General features: G+C 32.4%; 22 protein-coding genes. 5 read left to right on the forward strand and 17 right to left on the reverse strand.

Features of this window, described 5'->3' with window-relative positions; genetic code table 11:
* Window positions 1–38 precede the first annotated feature (38 nt).
* Window positions 39–1,085 carry a glycosyltransferase family 9 protein gene (locus tag V6624_RS06240; protein WP_111283877.1) on the reverse strand — a complete coding sequence of 349 codons (1,047 nt, stop codon included), beginning with the start codon at window positions 1,083–1,085 and terminating at the stop codon, window positions 39–41.
* Between the two features lie 168 nt (window positions 1,086–1,253).
* Entirely contained in the window at window positions 1,254–2,048 is a 795-nt protein-coding gene (locus V6624_RS06245; protein ID WP_111283875.1) for a DUF2797 domain-containing protein, read from the reverse strand.
* Between the two features lie 243 nt (window positions 2,049–2,291).
* On the opposite strand from V6624_RS06245, the gene V6624_RS06250 reads away from it, so the two are divergent.
* Together V6624_RS06250 and V6624_RS06255 are read left to right on the forward strand one after the other, a co-directional pair.
* Window positions 2,292–3,803 carry a GH3 auxin-responsive promoter family protein gene (locus V6624_RS06250; RefSeq protein WP_111283873.1) on the forward strand — a complete coding sequence of 504 codons (1,512 nt, stop codon included), beginning with the start codon at window positions 2,292–2,294 and terminating at the stop codon, window positions 3,801–3,803.
* Between the two features lie 15 nt (window positions 3,804–3,818).
* Complete coding sequence (locus tag V6624_RS06255) at window positions 3,819–4,220, forward strand: YbbC/YhhH family protein (RefSeq protein ID WP_239455570.1); 402 nt, start codon at window positions 3,819–3,821, stop codon at window positions 4,218–4,220.
* A 766-nt stretch (window positions 4,221–4,986) separates the two neighbouring features.
* On the opposite strand, the gene serB is transcribed toward V6624_RS06255, so the two are convergent.
* From serB to V6624_RS06285, 6 genes are all read right to left on the reverse strand, one after another.
* Window positions 4,987–6,216: a phosphoserine phosphatase SerB gene (gene serB, locus V6624_RS06260; protein ID WP_111283869.1), complete on the reverse strand. Its 1,230-nt coding sequence runs from the start codon at window positions 6,214–6,216 to the stop codon at window positions 4,987–4,989.
* 155 nt (window positions 6,217–6,371) lie between these two features.
* Entirely contained in the window at window positions 6,372–6,806 is a 435-nt protein-coding gene (locus V6624_RS06265; protein WP_111283867.1) for a VOC family protein, read from the reverse strand.
* Window positions 6,807–6,890: 84 nt separating this feature from the next.
* Window positions 6,891–7,331 carry an SRPBCC domain-containing protein gene (locus V6624_RS06270; protein ID WP_111283897.1) on the reverse strand — a complete coding sequence of 147 codons (441 nt, stop codon included), beginning with the start codon at window positions 7,329–7,331 and terminating at the stop codon, window positions 6,891–6,893.
* 1 nt (window position 7,332) lies between these two features.
* The gene (locus V6624_RS06275; RefSeq protein WP_111283865.1) at window positions 7,333–7,743 is read right to left on the reverse strand and encodes a VOC family protein; all 411 of its coding nucleotides are present in this window, start codon (window positions 7,741–7,743) and stop codon (window positions 7,333–7,335) included.
* 119 nt (window positions 7,744–7,862) lie between these two features.
* Window positions 7,863–8,267, reverse strand: a complete 405-nt coding sequence (locus V6624_RS06280; protein WP_111283863.1) for an SRPBCC family protein — start codon at window positions 8,265–8,267, stop codon at window positions 7,863–7,865.
* 24 nt (window positions 8,268–8,291) lie between these two features.
* Window positions 8,292–8,702, reverse strand: a complete 411-nt coding sequence (locus tag V6624_RS06285) for a VOC family protein (RefSeq protein WP_111283861.1) — start codon at window positions 8,700–8,702, stop codon at window positions 8,292–8,294.
* A gap of 142 nt (window positions 8,703–8,844) precedes the next feature.
* Here V6624_RS06285 and V6624_RS06290 point away from each other — a divergent pair, with 142 nt between their 5' ends.
* On the forward strand, window positions 8,845–9,810 hold the full coding sequence (locus tag V6624_RS06290) for a GlxA family transcriptional regulator (protein ID WP_111283859.1): 966 nt from the start codon (window positions 8,845–8,847) through the stop codon (window positions 9,808–9,810).
* 170 nt (window positions 9,811–9,980) lie between these two features.
* Here the strand turns inward: V6624_RS06290 and V6624_RS06295 are convergent, their stop codons facing one another.
* The 6 genes from V6624_RS06295 to V6624_RS06320 form a co-directional block, all read right to left on the reverse strand.
* Window positions 9,981–10,622 (reverse strand): murein L,D-transpeptidase catalytic domain-containing protein, encoded by a 642-nt coding sequence (locus tag V6624_RS06295; RefSeq protein ID WP_239455569.1) that lies wholly within the window; start codon window positions 10,620–10,622, stop codon window positions 9,981–9,983.
* A gap of 111 nt (window positions 10,623–10,733) precedes the next feature.
* The gene (clpX, locus tag V6624_RS06300) at window positions 10,734–11,966 is read right to left on the reverse strand and encodes an ATP-dependent Clp protease ATP-binding subunit ClpX (protein ID WP_111283855.1); all 1,233 of its coding nucleotides are present in this window, start codon (window positions 11,964–11,966) and stop codon (window positions 10,734–10,736) included.
* Between the two features lie 191 nt (window positions 11,967–12,157).
* Window positions 12,158–12,832 (reverse strand): ATP-dependent Clp endopeptidase proteolytic subunit ClpP, encoded by a 675-nt coding sequence (clpP, locus tag V6624_RS06305; protein WP_111283853.1) that lies wholly within the window; start codon window positions 12,830–12,832, stop codon window positions 12,158–12,160.
* 325 nt (window positions 12,833–13,157) lie between these two features.
* Window positions 13,158–14,480, reverse strand: a complete 1,323-nt coding sequence (locus V6624_RS06310) for a trigger factor (RefSeq protein WP_111283851.1) — start codon at window positions 14,478–14,480, stop codon at window positions 13,158–13,160.
* Between the two features lie 112 nt (window positions 14,481–14,592).
* The gene (locus V6624_RS06315) at window positions 14,593–14,937 is read right to left on the reverse strand and encodes a phage holin family protein (protein ID WP_111283849.1); all 345 of its coding nucleotides are present in this window, start codon (window positions 14,935–14,937) and stop codon (window positions 14,593–14,595) included.
* 56 nt (window positions 14,938–14,993) lie between these two features.
* Entirely contained in the window at window positions 14,994–15,758 is a 765-nt protein-coding gene (locus V6624_RS06320) for an alpha/beta fold hydrolase (protein WP_111283847.1), read from the reverse strand.
* 203 nt (window positions 15,759–15,961) lie between these two features.
* Here V6624_RS06320 and V6624_RS06325 point away from each other — a divergent pair, with 203 nt between their 5' ends.
* Window positions 15,962–17,347 carry a hypothetical protein gene (locus V6624_RS06325; protein WP_111283845.1) on the forward strand — a complete coding sequence of 462 codons (1,386 nt, stop codon included), beginning with the start codon at window positions 15,962–15,964 and terminating at the stop codon, window positions 17,345–17,347.
* A gap of 49 nt (window positions 17,348–17,396) precedes the next feature.
* On the opposite strand, the gene V6624_RS06330 is transcribed toward V6624_RS06325, so the two are convergent.
* From V6624_RS06330 to V6624_RS06340, 3 genes are all read right to left on the reverse strand, one after another.
* Entirely contained in the window at window positions 17,397–18,251 is an 855-nt protein-coding gene (locus V6624_RS06330) for a DUF4249 domain-containing protein (RefSeq protein ID WP_338841309.1), read from the reverse strand.
* A 5-nt stretch (window positions 18,252–18,256) separates the two neighbouring features.
* A complete protein-coding gene (locus V6624_RS06335) occupies window positions 18,257–20,530 on the reverse strand; it encodes a TonB-dependent receptor (RefSeq protein ID WP_338841310.1) in 2,274 nt (757 codons plus the stop codon).
* 79 nt (window positions 20,531–20,609) lie between these two features.
* Complete coding sequence (locus V6624_RS06340) at window positions 20,610–21,323, reverse strand: pyridoxine 5'-phosphate synthase (RefSeq protein WP_338841312.1); 714 nt, start codon at window positions 21,321–21,323, stop codon at window positions 20,610–20,612.
* A gap of 116 nt (window positions 21,324–21,439) precedes the next feature.
* Here V6624_RS06340 and V6624_RS06345 point away from each other — a divergent pair, with 116 nt between their 5' ends.
* The gene (locus V6624_RS06345; protein ID WP_111283837.1) at window positions 21,440–22,099 is read left to right on the forward strand and encodes a CBS domain-containing protein; all 660 of its coding nucleotides are present in this window, start codon (window positions 21,440–21,442) and stop codon (window positions 22,097–22,099) included.
* Window positions 22,100–22,113 lie beyond the last annotated feature (14 nt).

The following is a 22,113-nucleotide window of genomic DNA, read 5'->3' on the forward strand; positions in this document are numbered from 1 at the left end:
TTTCGAACAGGATTTTCTTTTTTACTTTATTTTGAATTCTACTTTTTTAGAATTTCTTTTATGGCTTTTATAAAATCTGGAATTCCCAAAACATTGGTATCTAAACCTACACTTCCGTTTCCATAAGGCTCATATTTTTTCAAATTAGAAACCGAAAATAAACCTGCAGTTGGAGCTTTTGAAGCACTCGATAAATGCATGATTCCGCTATCTGCACCAACAAAAACATCAACATTTGCTAAAACAGAACCAATTTCTCTAACATCTTTACTGTAAAAAGTTGGCGCTTCAAAATTGATTTGAGATACGTTCTCTACTGGCAAAACTTCAAAAATATTGTCATTTGGGAATTCTTTTTTCAAAGTAGTATAAAATTCTTCCCACCAAACTGGATTATAACATTTCTCGCCTGTTGCATAGGTGAAAATTGCAATGGTTCTCTTATTCGGATCAATAATGTTATCTAGAATAGTCTTCCCGTTTGCAATCTCTTTTTCAGTCAATTTAAGATCTAAAAGCGGAATAGGTTCGTTTTTATCTTCTATTCCCGCTTGATTTAAAAAATATCTAAAATTATAAACAGGATATTTTGCAATATGATCGTAATCACTGTGCTCTAGAGTAACTCCTTCGGGAAGATTTCCGAAGAATTTGTATTTAGCACTTGAGAACTTAACGCCTAATCTTCCAGAAGAAGAATTCTGATCGACATTGATAGCGATATCATAGTTTTGTGTTCTGATCAGAGTCCAAACTTTAAAGTATTTTACTAATTCTTTAAAAGGCTTTTTAGGCAGATGAATAATTTTATCAATATTTTCATATTCCTCAAAAACAATTGGCGCAAGAGTACCTTTTACAAATACATCGATTGTACATCCAGGAAAAGTCTTGGCTACCTCTTGAACTAAAGGTGTAATTAAAAGCATGTTTCCTAATCGACCGTTTGGTCTGCAGATTAAAACTTTTTTAATCTTACTTTTATCAATGGGTTCGATATTACGAATGTCTACACTTCCAACATTCTTAGTTAGATTTCGCATTAGGGAACGCCTAAAAACATTAACTTTTTTTAAGTTACTCATGTGGGGAATTGTTTTATGGTATTACTTTTTGAAAATTAAATTGCCTTAAACATATATCAAAGCTATAATTATTCATCAACTAATTAACACAAAACAATAAAATAAATTGTAAATTTTAAATTAAAACAATTTAAAATTAAAAAAAGATAACGATTTAGTAATAAAACCTTACACATTTATTGTTACGACATAACCTTCAGAACCGCGTATATTAAAAACTGTTCCGTTTTCAAATAGCAAATACTGGCCTTTTACTCCCGTTAATTTTCCAGTAAACGAAGGCGTTTTATCTAAGTTTAGACTGTTTACTTTTGCTGGATAACTCAAAACTGGATATTGAAGATCGTAGACGTCATTTTTTTGAGAATAAAAATAATCTTTGACTTCTGCTGGAATCAAACTTTCAATTTTAGCTTTTTCTGCAATTAAGTCAAAAGTTTCAACAGAGTTCTGAAGCATTTTTCTCCAATTGGTTTTATCTGTATAATGATCTTTTAAAGCGACCTCTGTTATTCCTGCCAAATATCGATTCGGAACCTCAACAATTGCAATAGCTTGGGAAGCACCTTGATCGATCCAACGTGTTGGAACCTGAGATTTGCGTGTAACTCCAACTTTTATTTCGCATGCCGAAGCCAAATAAACAATATGTGGCTGTAGCTGAGCTTTAGACTCATATTCTAAATCTCTGTCTGCAATTCCTAAATGTGCCGTACTCAATTCTGGTCTCATAATCCAATCTCCAACCGCAGGGCTTGAATAAAAACATTCGTAACAAAAACCTTGTCGGTATATCTTTTTCTTTTTACCACAATTTAAACATTGGCAACCCACAAAATTGATTTCAATTTCTTTATCCAATAATTGATTAACATTTAGAAAACTATCTTCAAAAACCAAATAATATTGAATTGGGCTTCCAAATTCGGTTTGCATTTTTGTCAGTACGCCTTGATATTGCATTTGTATTTTTATTTATAAATTGCTGATTTCGAATTATCAAAAGATTTAAAATTTTTTGTGTTAAAATTCGACTTATTAGGTAGAATCTTTACCTAAAATCGAATTGTTTTTTACAAAAAAATATTATTTTTGATATGAAGACAAAGTTACTATTTGTCTCTTGATATTCAAATTTTATGTTTTTTGTTTTGCGGAGACTGCGAGATTTAAAACCTAAAATCTAGTAATCTAAAAACCAAATTCATGCCTTTATCTATTATCAATTCGTTTGCATCTTGGGTCCTTAAACAAAGGATTCATCAAATAGAGCTTTTTTTAAAATATCCAAATGAAGTTCAGGAAGAATTATTGCATAATTTATTGATGGCATCTGAAAATACGGTTATTGGAAAACAATACGAATTCTCAACTATTAATTCTTATCAGACTTTTGCAGAAAGGGTTCCAATAGCGACTTACGAAGAACTGCAGCCACTTATCGAACGCACACGTCAGGGAGAACAAAACGTTTTTTGGGAGACACCAATTAAATGGTTTGCCAAATCAAGCGGAACTACAAATGCAAAAAGCAAATTTATCCCAGTAAGTAATGAAGCTCTGGAAGACTGCCATTATAAAGGAAGTAAAGATCTTTTATGTCTTTATTTAAATAATAATGAGGATTCTGAATTGTTTTTAGGGAAAAGTCTTCGTTTGGGAGGAAGTTCTCAAATTTACGAAAACAACAATACTTTCTTTGGAGATTTATCGGCAATTTTGATTGAAAATATGCCAATTTGGGCAGAATTCAGCAGTACGCCAAGCAGTAAAACTTCTCTAATGAGCGAATGGGAAAGCAAAATCGCTGCTATTATTAACGAAACAAAAAACGAAAATGTAACCAGTTTTGCGGGAGTTCCCTCTTGGATGCTGGTTTTAATGAATAAAGTTTTAGAAAATACAGGCAAACAAAGCTTATTGGAGCTTTGGCCAAATTTGGAAGTTTACTTTCATGGGGGCGTAAGCTTCTCACCTTACAAAGAACAATATAAAAAAATATTGCCAAGCAAAGATTTTAGATATTACGAAATATACAATGCATCCGAAGGTTTTTTTGCAATTCAGGATTTGAATAATTCAAATGATTTATTACTAATGCTGGATTACGGAATTTTCTACGAATTTATTCCGATGGATACTTTTGGAACTCCAAACCAAAAAGTAGTTAGCTTGGCAGATGTTGAACTGAATAAAAACTATGCAATTGTTATCACTACAAATTCTGGTTTGTGGCGCTATTTAATTGGCGATACGGTTCGTTTTACCTCTTTAAATCCGTACAGAATCAGAGTTACGGGAAGAACGAAACATCATATTAATGTTTTTGGCGAAGAATTGATGGTTGAAAACACTGATCAGGCCATTGCAAAAGCTTGTCTGGTTACCCAAACAGAAGTTATCGATTATACGGTTGCTCCTATTTTTATGCACGACAAAGAAAAAGGCGCGCACGAATGGATGATCGAATTCAAGAAAAAACCAGCAGATGTTGGTCTTTTCCAAAAAGTTCTGGACGAAACTTTACAGACTTTAAACTCAGATTATGAAGCGAAACGCTACAACAATATGACTTTAAATCCTTTGGTGATTAATGTCGCCCGAGAGAATTTATTTTACGATTGGCTGAAAGAAAGAGATAAACTTGGCGGTCAGCATAAGATTCCGAGACTATCGAATCAGAGGGATTATTTGGAACAATTGAAGGAAATGTGTTAATTTATATCTAGTCATTTGATCAAGAAATTTTTATCTAACAGAGAAATTGAGGTTAAAATTTTAATTGCTCTTCTTTTAATTCTTATTTTCAGTTGCTGTTCTCATTCAAAGTATGGAAGTGATCAGGCAGAATTTGAATTAAAAGATGCTCTTGAAGATCCAAGTAAGGACAATTTTGTTGATAACAAAAAAATACTCATTAAGGACGACCAAACTGCAATCAAAATCGCAGAACCTATTCTGTTTAATATTTATGGGGAAGATGAAATTAAACATCAAAAACCTTATGAAGTAAATCTAATCGATAATTATTATGTTATTAACGGAACATTATTATTGGGAGAAAAGGGAGGGACATTTCTAATTATAATTGATGCAAGAAATGCAAAAGTTTTAAAAATCACTCATTACAAATAACTATTTAATTTTCTTAAATAAAAATTCTAAAAGATGAAAGATACAAAGTTCAGTGACATGAGCACTGAGGAACTGATTAAGAATCAGAAGACATTAAAAACAGTAAATACCATTTTTTGTGTTGTGCTGTTTATGTTATTCGTCCTTAATATATTCATTGTTTTCATGAAAGGTTTTAGCGCAATGAATGTTATTCCAATTGCTTTGTTACCTATTCTTTTCTTGAATTTGAGTAATCTAAAGGAGATTAAGAAGGAATTGGAATCTAGGAAATAGCAATATAAAATTTTTACTGAAATAAACCGAATCACTACTTAAATTACCACTAGCTTTAGCTAGTGGTCTAGATCAGATTATATCACGGGCTTTAGCCGAACATTTACAATAAATGGTTAATTTTGGCTAAAGCCATTTATCACCTTCATCCATTATTCCTCCAGCTAAAGCAGGAGGCAACTCAAATCCAAATATAACATTTTACAGCAATTTAAAAACCACTAATTCCACTAAACCCGCATGAGGGATAGAAGTGGAAATCCTTTTTATTTTTTCTTTAAAAATAAAAAGATTGCAACGGATAGCCCGACCCGAAGGGACATGCCATTATTAAGATTCTAAGGTTCTGAGATTCTAAGTTGCTAAGATTTTTATCAATATTTTCATTTCTTCTTCGTCGAAATGACAAAATGTTTTGTCAGGCTGAGCGAAGTCGAAGCCCTTTCTACATAAAAGCCCTCCGACTTCGCTCAGGGCGACAGCTTGCAAATTACATCATATCAATATATCTGTCATGATATCCTAAAAGATATAAAACACCGTCAAGACCTAAACTCGAAATTGAGGTTGACGCGCTTTCTTTAACTTTTGGTTTGGCGTGGAAAGCGATTCCTAGACCAGCTAAATTTAGCATTGGCAAATCGTTTGCTCCGTCTCCAACTGCGATGGTTTGATTGATGTGGATTCCTTCTTTTTCGGCGATTGCTTTTAGATATTCGGCTTTTTTCTGACCATCAACAATATCGCCTAAATATTTACCTGTCAGTTTACCATCTTTTATTTCTAATTGATTGGCGTGAACGTAATCTATTCCTAGTTCTTTTTGAAGGTATTCTCCGAAATAAGTAAATCCTCCAGATAGAATTGCGGTTTTGTAACCGTAGTATTTTAAAGCTTTCATCAAACGATGCGCTCCTTGTGTTATTGGCAAATTAACTGCAACTTTTTGCAAAACTTCTTCGCTTAAACCTTCCAAAAGAGCCATACGCTTTTTGAAACTTTCGTTGAAGTCGATTTCACCGTTCATCGCCGATTCTGTAATCGCGCGAACTTGATCTCCTACTCCATTTAGTTCTGCTAATTCGTCGATTACTTCCGTTTGGATTAAAGTTGAATCCATATCGAAGCAAACCAAACGGCGGTTTCTTCTATAAATATTATCTTCTTGGAAAGAAATATCGACATTCAGCGTTCTAGAAACTTCCATAAAACTTGCTGTCATGATGATCTTGTTTACAATTTCGCCCGTTACAGACAATTGAATACAAGAACGTGGATATTCTTCTTTCTCGACAATAGAAGTTCTTCCTGTTAATCGGATGATAGAATCGATATTCAGATTTTGATCTGACATTATTTTGGTTACAGCGGCCAATTGTGAAGCGGCTAGTTTTTCGCCCAAAATATTGATAATGTAACGTTGCTTAGATTGCGATTTTACCCAAGTTTCGTAGTCTTCAATAGAAATCGGAATAAATTTTACTTTGATTTCTAATTCGTAAGCTTTAAACAATAAGTCTTTTAAAACTGGCGCTGAAGAAGAACCTGCAGCAATTTCGAACAAAATTCCTAAAGAAAGTGTGTCATGAATATCGGCTTGACCGATATCTAATATATTAGCATCGTATGCTCCTAAAACAGCTGTTAAACCTGCTGTAACCCCAATTTTATCGTGTCCTGAAACTTTTAATAAAATTATCTCTTTATCTTCTGCTGCCATTTTCTTTCTTGATTTTGAAGCGACAAAAATCGGCAATCTATCGTTGATAAAAAAGAATAATCATTGTTTTTTTGAAATGAAAAAGCACATTTTCATGTGCTTTTTCAAGTAATTTAACATTTATGTTTTATTATTAAAATAACGTAACTTTTTGATTACTTCATTGGTTCATTTTTATCAAAACTTACCATCCAGTTTACACCAAACTTATCTTTGAACATTCCAAAATAAGATCCCCAGAAAGTATTATCCATTGGCATTTCAACTTTTCCTCCAGCTGAAAGTCCGTTAAAAATTCTATCTGCTTCATCTGTACTTTCTGTATTAATAGAAATAGAGAAATTATCTCCAAAACCTACGTCTCCATATCTAGGATGACTATCACTTCCCATTAAAATGGTATTCCCAATTGGAAGTGAAACGTGCATAACGCGATTTAATGCTTCCTCAGAAAGCACTTCTCCTTCTTCTGCTGGAGCATCTTTATATTTTCCGATATACGGAAAATCTCCTCCAAAAACTGATTTATAAAACAGAAATGCTTCTTCGCATGTTCCGTTAAACATTAAATATGGATTAATTGCTGCCATCTTTTTAAATTGTTAGTTATTAATTATAAATTATTAATGTCTTTTTAAAATTTCCTAAAAAGTAAAAAAGCCTTTCTTTATTCTCTAGTTTTCAGATAATTCCTTTACAATTTTTAAGCTTTTTGGAAAAGCATCTTTAAAATAATCAATATGTTTTTCGATTACATCAACTTCAACGTGAAGATCTACAACATCTCCTTTTTGATTCAATTTATACGTTTCCATTGCGCCACTCCACTTTTCTGTTTCTTCATTTGGCGGAACTTCCTTATGATCTTTAATTTCGCCAAGATGCTTAAAAGCCATATACTCATTTGGAATTTTTCTGTCAATAAGACTATTCATTCCATCTGCTCCGCCTGGGCCTAAAAAATAAATTTTATCGCCTTCGTTCCAAGTCGATTCAGCATGACTTCCTTCGGCAAAAGCGCTTGTCCATTTTCTGTACGTTTCATCGTCCCATAAGACTTTCCAAATCTTTTCTTTAGAAGCCTTTATATCTATATTAAATACTAATTTTTCCATCTTAACCTGGTAATTTACTAAAATCCATAAATAAAACATTCCAACGATGACCATCTAAATCGGCAAAACCACAGCCGTACATCCAACCCTGACTTTCAGCAGGTGGAGCAAAAACATTTCCGCCGGCTTCTTTGACTTTTTCTGCTAGTTCATCGACTTCTTCTCTGCTTTCTGCATCGATCGAAATCAACACTTCTGAGCTTAATTTAGTATCTGTAATACTATTTTGCGAAAAGCTCGAAAAAAGCATTTCTTCAAAAAGCATTACTACAAAATGTCCTTCACCTACAACCATGCACGTCGAACTAGGTGTATCATGTTGTTCATTAAACGAAAAACCAATTTTCCAGAAAAAATCTTTCGCTTTTGCTACGTCCTTTACAGGAAGATTCAACCATATTTGTTTTGTCATTTTTTGTTTTTTTGTTGGGTTAGATATTTATTTCTTTTAAACCATAATAAGTAATGTAAATAAATTATAAATCTGTAATCTTTGAACCTCTTCTCATCTGAACCTTTTGAACCTAAAAGCTAATTCGCTTCAATGTAACTCTTAAAGTTATCCAAAATCGCTTGCCAGCCTGCGCGTTGCATTTCTTCTGGATTTTGTGTTTCTGGATCGAAACTTTCTACGATTTCAACTCCGTTTGACGTTTCTGTAAAAGTAATTTCGACCTTTCTTCCATCTGCCATAACATACGAAAGCGCTTCGTTTGGTTTTACTAAGGTAAATTCGCCTTCAAAATCAAAACTCATACTTCCATCTTTTGCTGCCATAGTCGATTTGAATTTTCCGCCTTCTCTTAAATCAGCTTCTGCATAAGGCGTATGCCAGTCTGGTGAAGCAAAACTCCATTTTGTAATATGTTCTGGAGTATTCCAAAACTTCCAAACTTTCTCTGCAGATGCGTTTACTGTATTTTTTATTGTTATCATTATATATCGTTTTTAATTCGTTTATTACATATTACTTGGAATCTGACTTTCATCCATAAAAAAAACTTCCCAATGATGTCCATCTAAATCTAGAAATGTTCTTTGGTACATCCAGCCATAATCTTTCGCTTCCTGATAATCTGTTCCGCCAGCTTTAACTGCTTTTTCAATTATTTCATCTACTTTTTTACGCGATTCCATAGAAAGAGAAATAAGAACTTCACTTGTTGTTGTAGAATCACAAATTTGTTTTTCGGTAAAGGTTTGATAAAACTCTTTAACCAAAATCATCACATAGATATCTTCACTAATTACTATACAAGCTCCTTTATCATTTGTAAATTTTGGATCGGTCGAAAAGCCCAATTCATTAAAAAAAGACACTGCATGATTTAAATCTTTTACGGCAAGATTTAAGAATATTTTAGTTTTCATATTTATAAATTTACGAATTAATTAAAGCAAATGTAAAATTTTAAGATTACTTAAAAATACCAATAAAAGTCAACTTTAGGGGCATTTGAGACAATTTGCTTATTTTTGTGTAAAACTGAAACTGCAAAAAACCATAAATATCATGAGCAAGAAATTAGGTTTAATCGTTCCTCACGATTATAAATTATTGAGCATCGCAGCGATATTAGAAGTATTTGAAACTGCAAATAAACTTACTCCAAGTGCTGAAAAACCATTTGAAATAATACTTTTTCAGTCTCAAGAACAAACTGATCAAGGAGATTTATTTGGCTACAAAAGCAATGCAATTGAAACTACAGATATTATTTTGGATTTGATTCTAATTCCAGCTTTTACGACTGACAACATGAATGAAATGATAAAGAAGAATAAAAATTTCATTCCGTGGTTAAAAAAACAGCACCAGGCTGGAGCTGAATTGGCAAGTTTTTGTACGGGCGCATTTTTGTTTGCGGCATCTGGTTTATTAAACGAAAAACTGGCGACAACACATGTTGATGCTTGCAGTGCTTTTACAAAAGCTTTTCCAATGGTAAAATTAAAACCTGAAGAGACATTAACGGCCGATGGAAGTTTGTACACAAGTGGCGGATCGACTTCAACTTTTCATTTATTGATTCTTTTGGTTCAGAAGTTTTGTGGCAACGAAATGGCCGTTAAAATTGCTAAAATATTTTCTATCGACTTAAATCGTTATAAACAAAGCTATTTTAGCACTTTCAGACCAAATCATTTACATAACGACACTTTAGTTGCAATGCTCCAGCAAAAGATTGAAAGCCAATATCATTCAATAGAAAAACTGGAAGAAATCACTAAAGATATTCCAACAAGCGCTAGAAACATGACACGACGTTTTAAACAAGTGACAGGGATTCCGCCAATTGAATATTTGCAAAATATAAGAGTAGAAAGTTCGAAGAAATACTTAGAACAAACTCAGCTTTCGATTTCAGAAATTATCGAAAAAACAGGCTATAACGATCCAAAAGCTTTTAGAAAGGTATTTTATAAAATGGTCGGAATGAAACCAATTGAATATCGAGAGAAATTTAGAGTGCAATAATTTTTACTTTAGAGACGCACTGCAGTGCGTCTAACATTTGATTTGAAAAATAATTTAAAACTTTAATATGTATGCGTAGACGCACTGCAGTGCGTCTCTACAGTAAAAAATGCAGAAAAAGATACTGTTTCAAGCAGGGCTAAAACAGAACTTTTGTTTTCAGAATTACTTTAAGACTTAACAATCCATAGAAGCACTTTTTTATTTGTTTTCAAAAGTTCATCAATTTCTTTCATGCTTTCGTTTGAAACTGCAGGACAGCCCCAGCCTTCTGGTGTTCCTTCGGGATAAACTTCATTATCTGAAATTGCATCCCAAGAATGCAGAACAATTGCGCGATTTCTAGCGTTTGAATTTGTTTTGTCTTTTCCCAGCAAAACATAATTCACTTTTATTCCCCACTGGCTTACACCTCGATCTAAAACAACGTATTTACCAACAGAAGAACAATGCGAATCAAATTCATTGCTAATCTGTGGTTTCTCTTTAGAAGAAGTTCTTCCCCATTGATTGTCTCCGCAGCCGTGGCTTACCATATAAGATTTTGAAACAGTTTTCTTTTTAAAATCATAAACAAAAAATCTTTTATAACCAGAATGCAGTCCTAAATCGATCAATATAAATTTATTTTGATTTAGATTGTTTTTCTTGCAATACCGCTCTGCCTGTTTGTAATAATCATTGTAATTGATTTCAATTCGAGGTTTTTCTTCTGAAACAATTTCGCTTTTATGTTTATTTTCAAAAATAGTTATTGCTTTGTTTTCTTTGGAACAAGAAAAAAGCAGACCCACACAGATTATAAAAAACATTTTTTTCATGTTTAAATTTACACAAAAAGACAAACGAAAATAGATTCTAAAAAGTATAAAAAAAACCTGTTCAAAAAATGAACAGGTTTTTAGAAACTATATTTTCAATAATTAAGAAGCAATTTCCATACGCTTCAATAAGTTTTTACTCAAAGTATGTTCTGCATATTCTTTATCGATTGTCAAACTTGTGTCATCTGAAGTTGGCAGTTCGTACATTGCATCTGTTAGGATAGCTTCACATAAAGAACGTAATCCACGAGCACCTAATTTATACTCTAAAGCTTTGTCTACAATGAAATCTAAAGCTTCGTTTGTAATCGTGAATTCAACATCATCCATTAAGAATAATTTCTGATATTGTTTGATCAATGCATTTTTAGGCTGTGTTAAAATCGCACGAAGTGTTGCTTTATCCAAAGGATCCATATGCGTTAAAACTGGCAAACGACCAATAATCTCAGGAATCAAACCAAAATCTTTGATATCTTTCGGAATAATATATTGTAACAAATTATCCTTATCGATATTGTCTGTATTTTTAGAAGTTGAATAACCAACTGCCTGACGGTTTAAACGTTTTGAAATAATACGTTCAACTCCATCAAAAGCACCACCAGCAATAAATAAGATATTTTGAGTATTTACTTCTACGAATTTTTGGTCTGGGTGTTTACGTCCTCCTTTTGGCGGTACATTTACAACCGTTCCTTCTAACAACTTCAATAATGCTTGCTGAACACCTTCTCCAGAAACGTCACGTGTTATTGACGGATTATCGCTTTTACGTGCAATTTTATCAATTTCATCAATAAATACAATTCCTCTTTCGGCTTTAGCTACATCATAATCAGCAGCTTGAAGTAAACGTGTTAAAATACTTTCAACATCTTCTCCAACATATCCTGCTTCTGTTAATACTGTTGCATCAACAATTGCTAACGGAACGTCTAACATTTTAGCAATAGTTTTTGCTACTAATGTTTTTCCTGTTCCTGTTTGACCAACCATGATGATGTTACTTTTTTCGATTTCAACTTCATCGTCTAATTGCTGTTGCATTAAACGTTTGTAGTGATTGTAAACCGCAACTGACATTACTTTTTTAGTCTGGTCTTGACCAATAACATATTGATCTAGGAAAGCTCTAATTTCTTTTGGTTTCTTTAAAATTAAGTCCCCAACTAATTTTGCACTTCCACTAGATTTTAATTCTTCTAAAACAATTCCGTGTGCCTGTTCAATACACTTATCACAAATGTGTGCATTGATACCAGCAATTAATAAATTAGTTTCTGGCTTCTTTCTTCCACAAAACGAACATTCTAATACTACTTTTGCCATTCTTTATTTAAGTTACTAAGCTGCAAAGATACTAAGTTTATAAGCTTTTTGATTTAATTAAAACTTAAAAACTTAATCCTATGCAGCTTAATATTTATTTTTTGTTTCAAGTTTCAGGTTTCAAGTTTCAAGTTGGTGCATTATCTACCCAACTTGAAACTTGAAACCTGAAACAATTTAAACATTAAAAATTATCCTCTTCTTAATACTTCATCGATCATTCCGTATTCTTTAGCCTCATCAGCTTTCATCCAGTAATCGCGCTCACTATCTTTATGAACTCTTTCGAAAGTCTGGCCAGAGTGGTGAGAAATGATATTGTACAATTCATCTTTTAATTTAAGCATCTCACGTAAGTTGATTTCCATATCTGTTGCAACACCTTGCGCTCCTCCTGATGGCTGGTGAATCATTACTCTTGAGTGAGGTAATGCAGAACGTTTTCCTGCAGCTCCTGCACACAATAAAACCGCTCCCATAGAAGCTGCCATTCCTGTACAGATTGTTGCCACATCTGGTTTGATGTACTGCATTGTATCGTAAATTCCTAAACCTGCATAAACACTTCCTCCTGGAGAGTTTAAATAAATCTGAATGTCTTTTGAAGCATCAGCGCTTTCTAAAAACAATAACTGCGCCTGAACGATATTAGCGATTTGGTCATCAATACCAGTTCCTAAAAAGATAATTCTATCCATCATTAATCTAGAAAACACGTCCAATTGAGAAACATTCAACTGACGCTCTTCAATAATATATGGAGTCATGTTAGTTGGAGTCATTGCTGCTACGATTTTATCGTAATACATTGCGTTTACTCCTTGGTGCTTTGTAGCAAATTTTTTGAATTCTTTACCGTAGTTCATATTTTTAGTTTAAAGTTGAAAGTCTAAAGTCAGAAATTGACTTAAACGGATAAAACAAAGTTCATACCTTTTTATTAAGGATGCCAATTTGTCTTCTTTTTTAAGATGCTAAGATTCTAAGGTACTAAGATTCTAAGTTTTTTTACTAAGAAACGTTTAGCAACTTGAAACCTGAAACAAAAAAAGAACGTCAACAGAATAAAAAATTCCATTGACGTTCAAATATAATTATTTTTATCTTTCAGTTTCTGTAATAAAATCTTAATTTTTAAAAAGTAGACTTCTTAACTTTCGACTTTAGAACTTTTGACTTTCAGACTTAAATTTATTCTCCGTAAGAAGCTGCAATAAATTCTTCGTAAGTAACCTCTTTAGTGGTTGGGTTAGCTTTTTCTTTGAAGATGTCTAACATTTTAGCCGCTACAACTTGCTCAGAAAGTCTTTTTACTTCATCTTGGTTAGATAAAACTCTAGCCACGATTCCTTGAACTTCTTCGTCAGTTGGGTTTGTTTGACCAAATTGAGCCATTTGCTGTCTGATAGCGTTTGACGTAAACTCTTTCAAATCTTCAAATGTAATTTGGATATTGCTTTGAGCTAAAGCTTTTCCTTCGATTAATTGGAAACGTAAACCTTTTTCAGATCTTGCGTATTCAACTTCTGCTTCTTCTGGAGTTAATTTTTTCTCTCCTACAGTTTGTAACCATTTTTTCAAGAATTCAGCTGGTAAATCGAATTTTGTGTTTTCGATTAAGAAATCCTGAACGTCTAATAATAATTTTTGCTCTGATTGCTGTGCGAATTGTGCTTCAGCATCTTCTTTAATTTTAGCTTTTAAATCTTCTAAAGAAGCTACTTTTCCTTCACCAAAAAGTTTATCAAATAATTCTTGGTTTAATTCAGCTGGCTCAGAACCATTGATTGCTGAAATAGTAAAGTTTACTTCAACATCTAAACCGTGAACACCTTCGTGACCTACTTTTAAGTAATCCATTAATTGGTGATCGTCATCAAATAAACCTTTTGTGCTTACTGTAACAACATCTCCAACTTTTTTACCTACGAATTGTTTTCCAGCTTTTTTGCTGAAAGCGCTAACTGAAATTGTAGTTGTATTGTTGATTCCGTTTTCTTCACTTGAGAAAGTTCCAGTTAAATCTGAATCAGCTTCAACTTTATCTTGAGGAATTGCTTTTCCGAATTGTTTTTGGATACGCTCTACTTGTCCGTCGATTAATTTATCATCAGCAGTAACGATATATTTTACGATATCATTTTTAGCTTCTAAATTAATTTCGAAGTTTGGCACTAAACCAATTTCGTATTCGAAAGTTAATTCTTCAGCGTCCCAGTTAAAATCTTCGTTTACTTTAGCAAGAGGAGTTCCTAAAAGATTTAATCTTTCAGATTGAATATAACGCTCTAAAGCCAAATCAACTACTTTTTTAATCTCTTCTTGTTTAATACCTTTTCCGTATTGTTTTTCAACAAGATCTTTAGGCACTGCACCTTTTCTAAATCCTTTTACTTGCGCTAAAGGCATTTTTTCGTTAATTCTTTTTGCTACTTGACCTTTATAATCCATATGAACAACGTTCAATACAATTGTCTCGTTAACTGCGTCTATTGCTACTCTTTTAATATCCATCTTCTTCTTTAATTTACATAATAAAATTGGGTTGCAAAATTATAAAATTTTTGCAACCCAACCAAGTTTTTAATCTATTGTATTTGAAGCTGTTTTAATCTCTTCAATTGTTTTATTTATCGTCTCCTAATATTTTATAAGTAAGAGATTGAAGTATAGACAAAATAATACTGAATATTAGTGCTGTCCAGAATGTATCGACTACAAAACCTCCAACAATTTTTGTGCACAGTAAAATAATTACAGCATTTATGACTAATAAAAATAAACCAAGCGTAACAAACGTTACTGGTAGAGTTAGCAATACTAAAATTGGCTTAATAAAGATATTCAGCAATCCTAAAACTACTGCAACAATTACAGCGGTACCAAAACTAGCAACGTGAACCCCAGTTAAAATGTTAGACAATAATAAAACCAAGGCAGCCGTAACAAGAAGTCTAAGTAATAATTTCATAGTTTTTCAGGTTTAAAATTTATTTAAAAGTAATAAATTTTTTAGCAAAACTGTTTTTATTCCTTTAAAAACATCGCTGTCAATTCGAAAAACATTTTAGGATTTTCTGCATGAAGCCAATGCCCAGCGTTTGGAATAGTTTCTAATGTTAGATTTGGAAAATGCTTGCGAATTCCGTCAACATCTTCATCTTGAATATATCCAGAGTTTCCTCCACGAATAAATAGAGTTGGTTTATCAAAAACTAAATCATCTGCTAGAGGTTTTCCAATTGCGTCCAGATTATTATTAAAAACTTCTAGATTAAATCTAAAAGCCAATTGTCCAGGTGCTGCCCAATATAGGTTTTTCAATAAAAACTGACGAGTTCCAAAATCTGGAACATATTGTGATAAAGTTGCTTCAACATCATTTCGACTCGGTTTTACCGAAAAATCAATAGCATTTAATCCTGCCAAAATATCTTGATGATGCTGCTTGTAGAATCTCGGACCAATATCTGCCACAATCAATTTGTCTACAATTTCTGGATGTGTCGTTGCAAAAAGCATCGCCACTTTTCCTCCCATTGAATGCCCTAGAATATCAATTCTGGTTAGATTATTCGCTTGACAATATTCGTACACATCTTGAACCATTGCTTCATAACTCCATTCGTCTGAATGAAAACTGCGTCCGTGGTTTCTTAAATCTAAAATATGAACTTGAAATCCAGCTTCTACATATTGTCCAGCAAGTGTTTTCCAGTTATCAGACATACCAAGAAATCCATGCATGATAATGAACGGTTTTCCTTCGCCTTCTATTTTTGAGTATAACATTTAATTTTATTTATAAAAAATTCTGTTTACAAATGTAAAAAACTATCAATTAATCTCTAAAACTAATTATTCTACAAGAAATTTTATTGATTTAATTTTATTAGAAAAAAATTTACAGGCTTACGGATTCCCGTAAAGACATTCGGTTTATATTAACTACTTTTGCCTCAAATTCAACCTTAATTTTTTAATACAACCAAATCATGATTAAAAAAATTTTTTTAATGTCTTTAGTTCTTTCGCAACTAGCAATTTCTTGTTCAAGTGACGAAAGCGGTGACGAAACAACACCAGAAACAGAATTAACTTTAGAAGAGCAAATTGCTGCTTTAGTAAAACAGCCGTATTCTAATTTAACGCCTTCTCAGCAAAAAGTAAAATTAGAAGCTGAAGCTAACGATATGTTAGTACAATTAGACAAAACTAAAAGTTCTAGCGCAATTGAAGCATTAGAAAATTTATCTCGTTTACTTAGCCAAAGTAGCGTTGACATTTTTGACGGAAAAAGCGGAAATGGTGTTGAAGAAGCTCTAACAGTATCAGGTGTTTATGGAATCTATACTTGGAATAGCACAGGAAAAGCATGGACTAAAACTGCTTCAAGCACTGAATTAAAATTTGTTTTCCCTGCTAAAGAAGGGCAAACTACAAACAATGCAGTATTTTCTGCAAAAAGCACTTCATCTGATGTTAAAGTTCAAATTATTGACACTTATGCAGAATGGGGATGGAATGAAGAAACTCAACAATATGGCCCTATAACTCCAGAATTAAATGACTGGTTTTATTTACCAACATCAGCAGATGCTGTTTTAACAATCGACAATGCACAAGCTGCTACTATTGCACAAACTGCAAAATATGCTAACGGTAAAGAAGTTCCAACTGATTTTACATATAAAGTAACTTTAAATGATGGTTACACTTGGGAAATGAGTACTGTAAAAGGTGCACAAAATACTTCTAAAGCATCTCTTACTTTCAATGGAAAAAACTTAATTACGTTTAATGCTGGAAGTAATGCTGAAATTGACAAATTAATTGACAATGATGAACTTGTTCAATATAGAGGTAAAGCAAATGGATTGTTTACATTAATGGACAATTTTGTAATTCTTGCTGATATGGATTTAGCTACAGAAGCTGCTGATGATGCTGCTTTAGAAAGCGCTAATGTTCGCCCTACTCACCCAGAATACGACAAAGCTGATAGCGATTTCAAAGCATATTACACTGCTTTAAATGCATACGAGAAAAAAATATCTGAAGGTACTGCAGCTAATTTCAACAAAAACATAAAATTAATTTTAGTATCTAAAAAAGACGGAACAAAAATCGCTGATATCGTTCAACATTCTGAAAAAGATGGTGAATACACTTTCACTTTACCTGTTTGGGATGAAGAAAATGGATATTGGAGTTCATGGACTAATGAAGGAGAATCTTTTACTCAACCTTATCTTGACGAAGTTTATTACTTAAAATTCAGTGATAGCACAGAAGTTGAAATGAGCGCTTATTTCTCTGAAGGGTTCTCAAATTTCGAAGCTAAATTTGAAGAGTTTATTAAAGCTTTCGAGAAAAAATAATATTTTTGAATTACAGTTTAAAGCCGGTCTGACCATTCAGACCGGCTTTTTATTTTTTAGGAGGAGTTTTTACAATTATAGTGCTTTGTCCATATCCGGCCCAAATTCCTATTCCGCCTTTTATATTTGATTTCAAACTTATGTTGGCAGGATAAATTGGATTCTGGCTATTCACAATTTCATTTTGCCAACTGTTCCAAAAATCTAGAGCTTCTTTTGTCTGCGTTCTTAATTTTACATGAATTAAATCTCCATCTGCAAAATAAGGCGTGAATTTAGTTTTAGGAAATAATATTATTCCTCTATTTATTTGCACTGAAACAGCTGAAGTTTCAAAATTCTTATCATCTAAATTTCCGTAAAATGCAGGAACAAAAATAGGTTCTTCACCCTCAATTTTAGTCGCAATCTGATAATAGTTTTTCTGACTAATTGGATCATCAAATTTTACAAAAACATAACCTGTTGTATCTGCAGGATTTCTTTTGATATATTCGGCATTTTTTAGCGTAACACTTTCTGGAATTGTTGTCACTGCTTCAATAACGCGATCTAAATATTCAATTTTTAATGAATATGACTTTCCTGCTTCTCCTTTTATAGCTGAACCAAAATAAACAAATGGAGGTATTCTGTCTTTATCATTTTTAACTCTTAAAACTTCAGAGTTTATACCGTCAGAAATTGTAATTTTTGCAGACCTAATTACGTGATTCAATACGTTTGTAGAATCAATAACGTCAGTAACGGGAATACTTGTAGATAACAGGACATTGGCAATATCGCCTTCTTCAATCCAGCCTTCGACTACAATTTTAGACTCCAAACTTTTTTCAGTGGTAAAATCATTATTCGAACAGCTTATCAAAACTAAACCTAAAAGCAAAAGCAAATACTTTTTCATATTTCTTAAAATTTAAATCTCCAACTAATAGAAGGCAGAATGCGATATAAAACCTTCTCTTTCTGAGACACCACTACTTTATCTTTATTTTCGTTTACTTCAACATCTAAAACCACATAAATTGGATTGGCAATATTGAAAGTATTATAAATTGAAAAATTAAATACGCTTTCTTTTTTAGCTGTTTTAATGAAATAATAATTAGCCGAAATATCAGTTCGAATGTAATTAGGCATTTGCGCATTATTATATCCTGAATATTCCTTAACTGGATTATTATTAATAAAATACCAAGAAGTTGGCATTGTAAATCGGTTTCCAGAACTGAATACTTGAGTAAGCCCAAAATTCCATTTTGAATTCAAATCATACATTCCAACCAAAGAAAGATTATGGCGTCTGTCATATTTGGCAAAGTAAGTTTTACCATTATTCAATTCATCAAAATTTCGATCAGACCAGCTTAAGGTATAACTTAGCCAACCGCTAAACTTTCCGTTGCTTTTTTTAAGCATCGTTTCAAGTCCGTAAGCCTTTCCTTCCCCAACATACAAATCATTTTTAAATGTTGTAATTTCATTGAACTGAGTAACTCCATAAGGATATTCCAATAAATTTTTCATTGAACGATAAAATCCTCCTAAAGAAGAAGTCCAATTTCGGGACAGATTTTGATTTGAACCAATTGAAAATTCATTTGAAGATTGCGGTTTTATACCATCAGAACTTGCAATCCAAAAATCTGTCGGAATTCCGACACTCGAAGTTGTTATTAAACTTAAATACTGATATTGTTTATTATAAGATGCGTAAAACGAATATTTTTCGCTTGCAAAATAATTCAATACTATTCTGGGCTGAAAATGCAAATAAGAATCAGACCCTGAATTATAATAATTAATTCGAAGTCCTAAATCTGCCACTAACTTTTCAGTTATTTTTGGCTTCGCATTTGTAAAAATTGCCGCTTCATTAGCATTAATCTTATCTTGAATATTATTATTGGTTGTTGCAAAATTCTCAACATTTACCTTTTGTGGCTGTAAATTATGATAGACATATTGAAATCCAGATTCTATTGGAATATTTTTAATGAAATATTGTACCGAATTTGTAAATCCAAAATCCTTTACATACGAAGAAACTTCAAATTCAATCGTAGCCTGCTCCATCTTTAAATCATTTGAATATTGGCTAAAATAAACAGCATTTGACATGCTAACCTTTGGAGAAATTGTGGTAATTAAAGATGGCGAAACTGTAAAATTACTCCATTTCAAACTTGTTTTAAGCGCTAGGTTTTCATCTTTAATTTTCAATTCATCGCCACTTGCAAAGGCATCTATAGCAAACAAATTATTCTTTGAAACTTGAGATAAAAAAGTAAGATTACCATCAGAAAAACCGTATTTCATATCCTGAACATCATTGCTTTTTGATCCTGATTTCAAGATTGGGCCAACAATTTCATCGATATACGTTTTTCGTCCAGAAATATAAAGCCCCGTTTTACTGCTAAAAGGAGCCGCAATACTAAGCTGAGAAGCTAAAATTCCGAGATTTCCTTGAATGCCAAATTCAGATGGAAGTTTTTTATTTGAATTCAGCAAAGTTGTCGAACTTAATCGTCCGCCGTATTTTGCATTTGAACTTGATTTATCAAATTCTACATCTTTTATATGATCTGCATTATAAAACGGAAAAATCCCAAGCAAGTGAGACATTCCATAAATAGGAGTTCCGTTATATAAAATTGCATTATGGCCGGGATCTCCGCCACGAACATAAAAATAACCATTGGCATCACCCGAATTTTGAACACCAGGAGTTAGCTGTAAAATTTTTATAATATCTGTTGTTCCTAAAACAGTCGGAACAGATGATAATTCTTTTACATTAAAGGAAAGCTTTCCGTTAGAAAGATTGGTTATGGCACTTTTTTTATCGTTAGAAATGATAACTTCTTTTAGATGTGCGATATCTTTTTCTAAAACAATTGAAACAAAAGTATCCTTCTTAACTTTAAATTGAATGTCTTGCGGAATATATCCTTCTTGATCAATTTTAATTTTCAATTCACCTAAAGGAACATTTACCGAAAAATTGCCAAGAGAATCGGCTATAGAAAAAGCTTGAAAATCTTTTGCTTTAAAGGAAATATTGACACCTATTAAATTTTCGTTTTCAGAAGATTTTATATTGCCAGAAATGGTCGCCTTTGATTGTGCAAATACATTGAAAAAAGAAAGGAAACAAAAGAATGTAATTAATTTCGACACTTGGATTTTAATAAGAAAAGTGCGAAAATAAACAATTATAACCCAATTACATCAGGTTATAATTGTTTTTAATTTTATCTTACTTCAATTTATTCAAATACATATTTACAGTATTATCCAAACCAAGATAAAGCGCTTCTGAAATTAAAGCATGGCCAATAGAAACTTCTAATAAACCAGGGATATTTTCTTTGAAAAATTTGATATTATCCAAACTCAAATCGTGTCCAGCATTGATTCCTAAACCTAATTCGTTTGCCAATTTAGCTGCTTCAACATAAGGATCAATTCCTCTTTCGTTTCCTAAACTATATTGGTGAGCGAAAGATTCAGTATACAATTCGATTCTATCTGTTCCTGTTTTTTTAGCGCCTTCAATCATTTCCAAAATTGGATCAACAAAAATCGACGTTCTGATTCCATTTTTTTGGAATTCCTGAATAACTTCAGTCAAATATTCTTGGTTTTTAATGGTATCCCAGCCCGCAGAAGAAGTAATTGCACCAATTGCATCTGGAACCAATGTAACCTGATCTGGTCTGCATTCTAAAACCAAATCAATAAAATTATGCTGCGGATTTCCTTCAATATTATATTCTGTCGTAATAATTGCTTTCAAATCGCGCGCATCCTGATAGCGAATATGACGCTCATCTGGACGTGGGTGAATCGTAATTCCTTGCCCTCCAAATCGCTGAATATCTACAGCTACTTTTAATAAATCAGGAACATTTCCGCCTCGTGCATTACGAAGCGTTGCAATTTTATTGATATTAACACTTAACTTTGTCATATAAATAGATAATTAATTCTAGTAACACTATATTTGTTACGACAAAAATACAAAGTAAAACAGAGCGGTTTTCGGTATTTTTTGATTATTTTGCATCAAATATCTTCAATTGATTTATGACAGAAATTACAAACTATATCACAAATGATTTCAGAGCGATTGATAGTCAGGAGACGATAGCATCGATTCAGGACTTTTTTATTGATGTGAATTTTTCTCATTTTCCGATTTTAGAAGATGGTATTTTTATAGGAAGTATCTCTTCTGATGATGTTGAGACATTTGACATTGAAAAAAAAGCAATTGACTACAAATATACTTTAGAACATTTTTTTGCAAGAAAATCTATGCTTTGGCTAGACGTACTTGAAGTTTTTGCTAAAAACCACACTAATCTTCTTCCAATTCTTGACGAAAATAATAACTATGTAGGTTATTATGAAATGGAAGATATCATGAAGTTTTTTCAGGAAACTCCATTTTTAAAAGAGCCAGGAGCAATTATTATTGTTCAAAAAGGTCTTTTAGATTATTCAATGAGTGAGGCTACCCAAATTGTAGAAAGTAATAATGGTAAAGTTTTAGGATGTTTTGTGTCTGAAGCCGATTCAGAAAACGTTCAAATTACTGTAAAAATAGGTTTAGGAGCGATTAATGAAATCATTCAGACTTACAGAAGATATGGTTATGAAATTATTTCAGAACATCAGGAAGACACCTATATAAATAGCCTAAAAGAACGATCGGATTATTTAGACAAGTATCTTAATATATAAGTTATGAATATGCC

This window comes from Flavobacterium ginsenosidimutans (assembly GCF_037478105.1).
Classification (GTDB): Bacteria; Bacteroidota; Bacteroidia; order Flavobacteriales; family Flavobacteriaceae; genus Flavobacterium; species Flavobacterium ginsenosidimutans.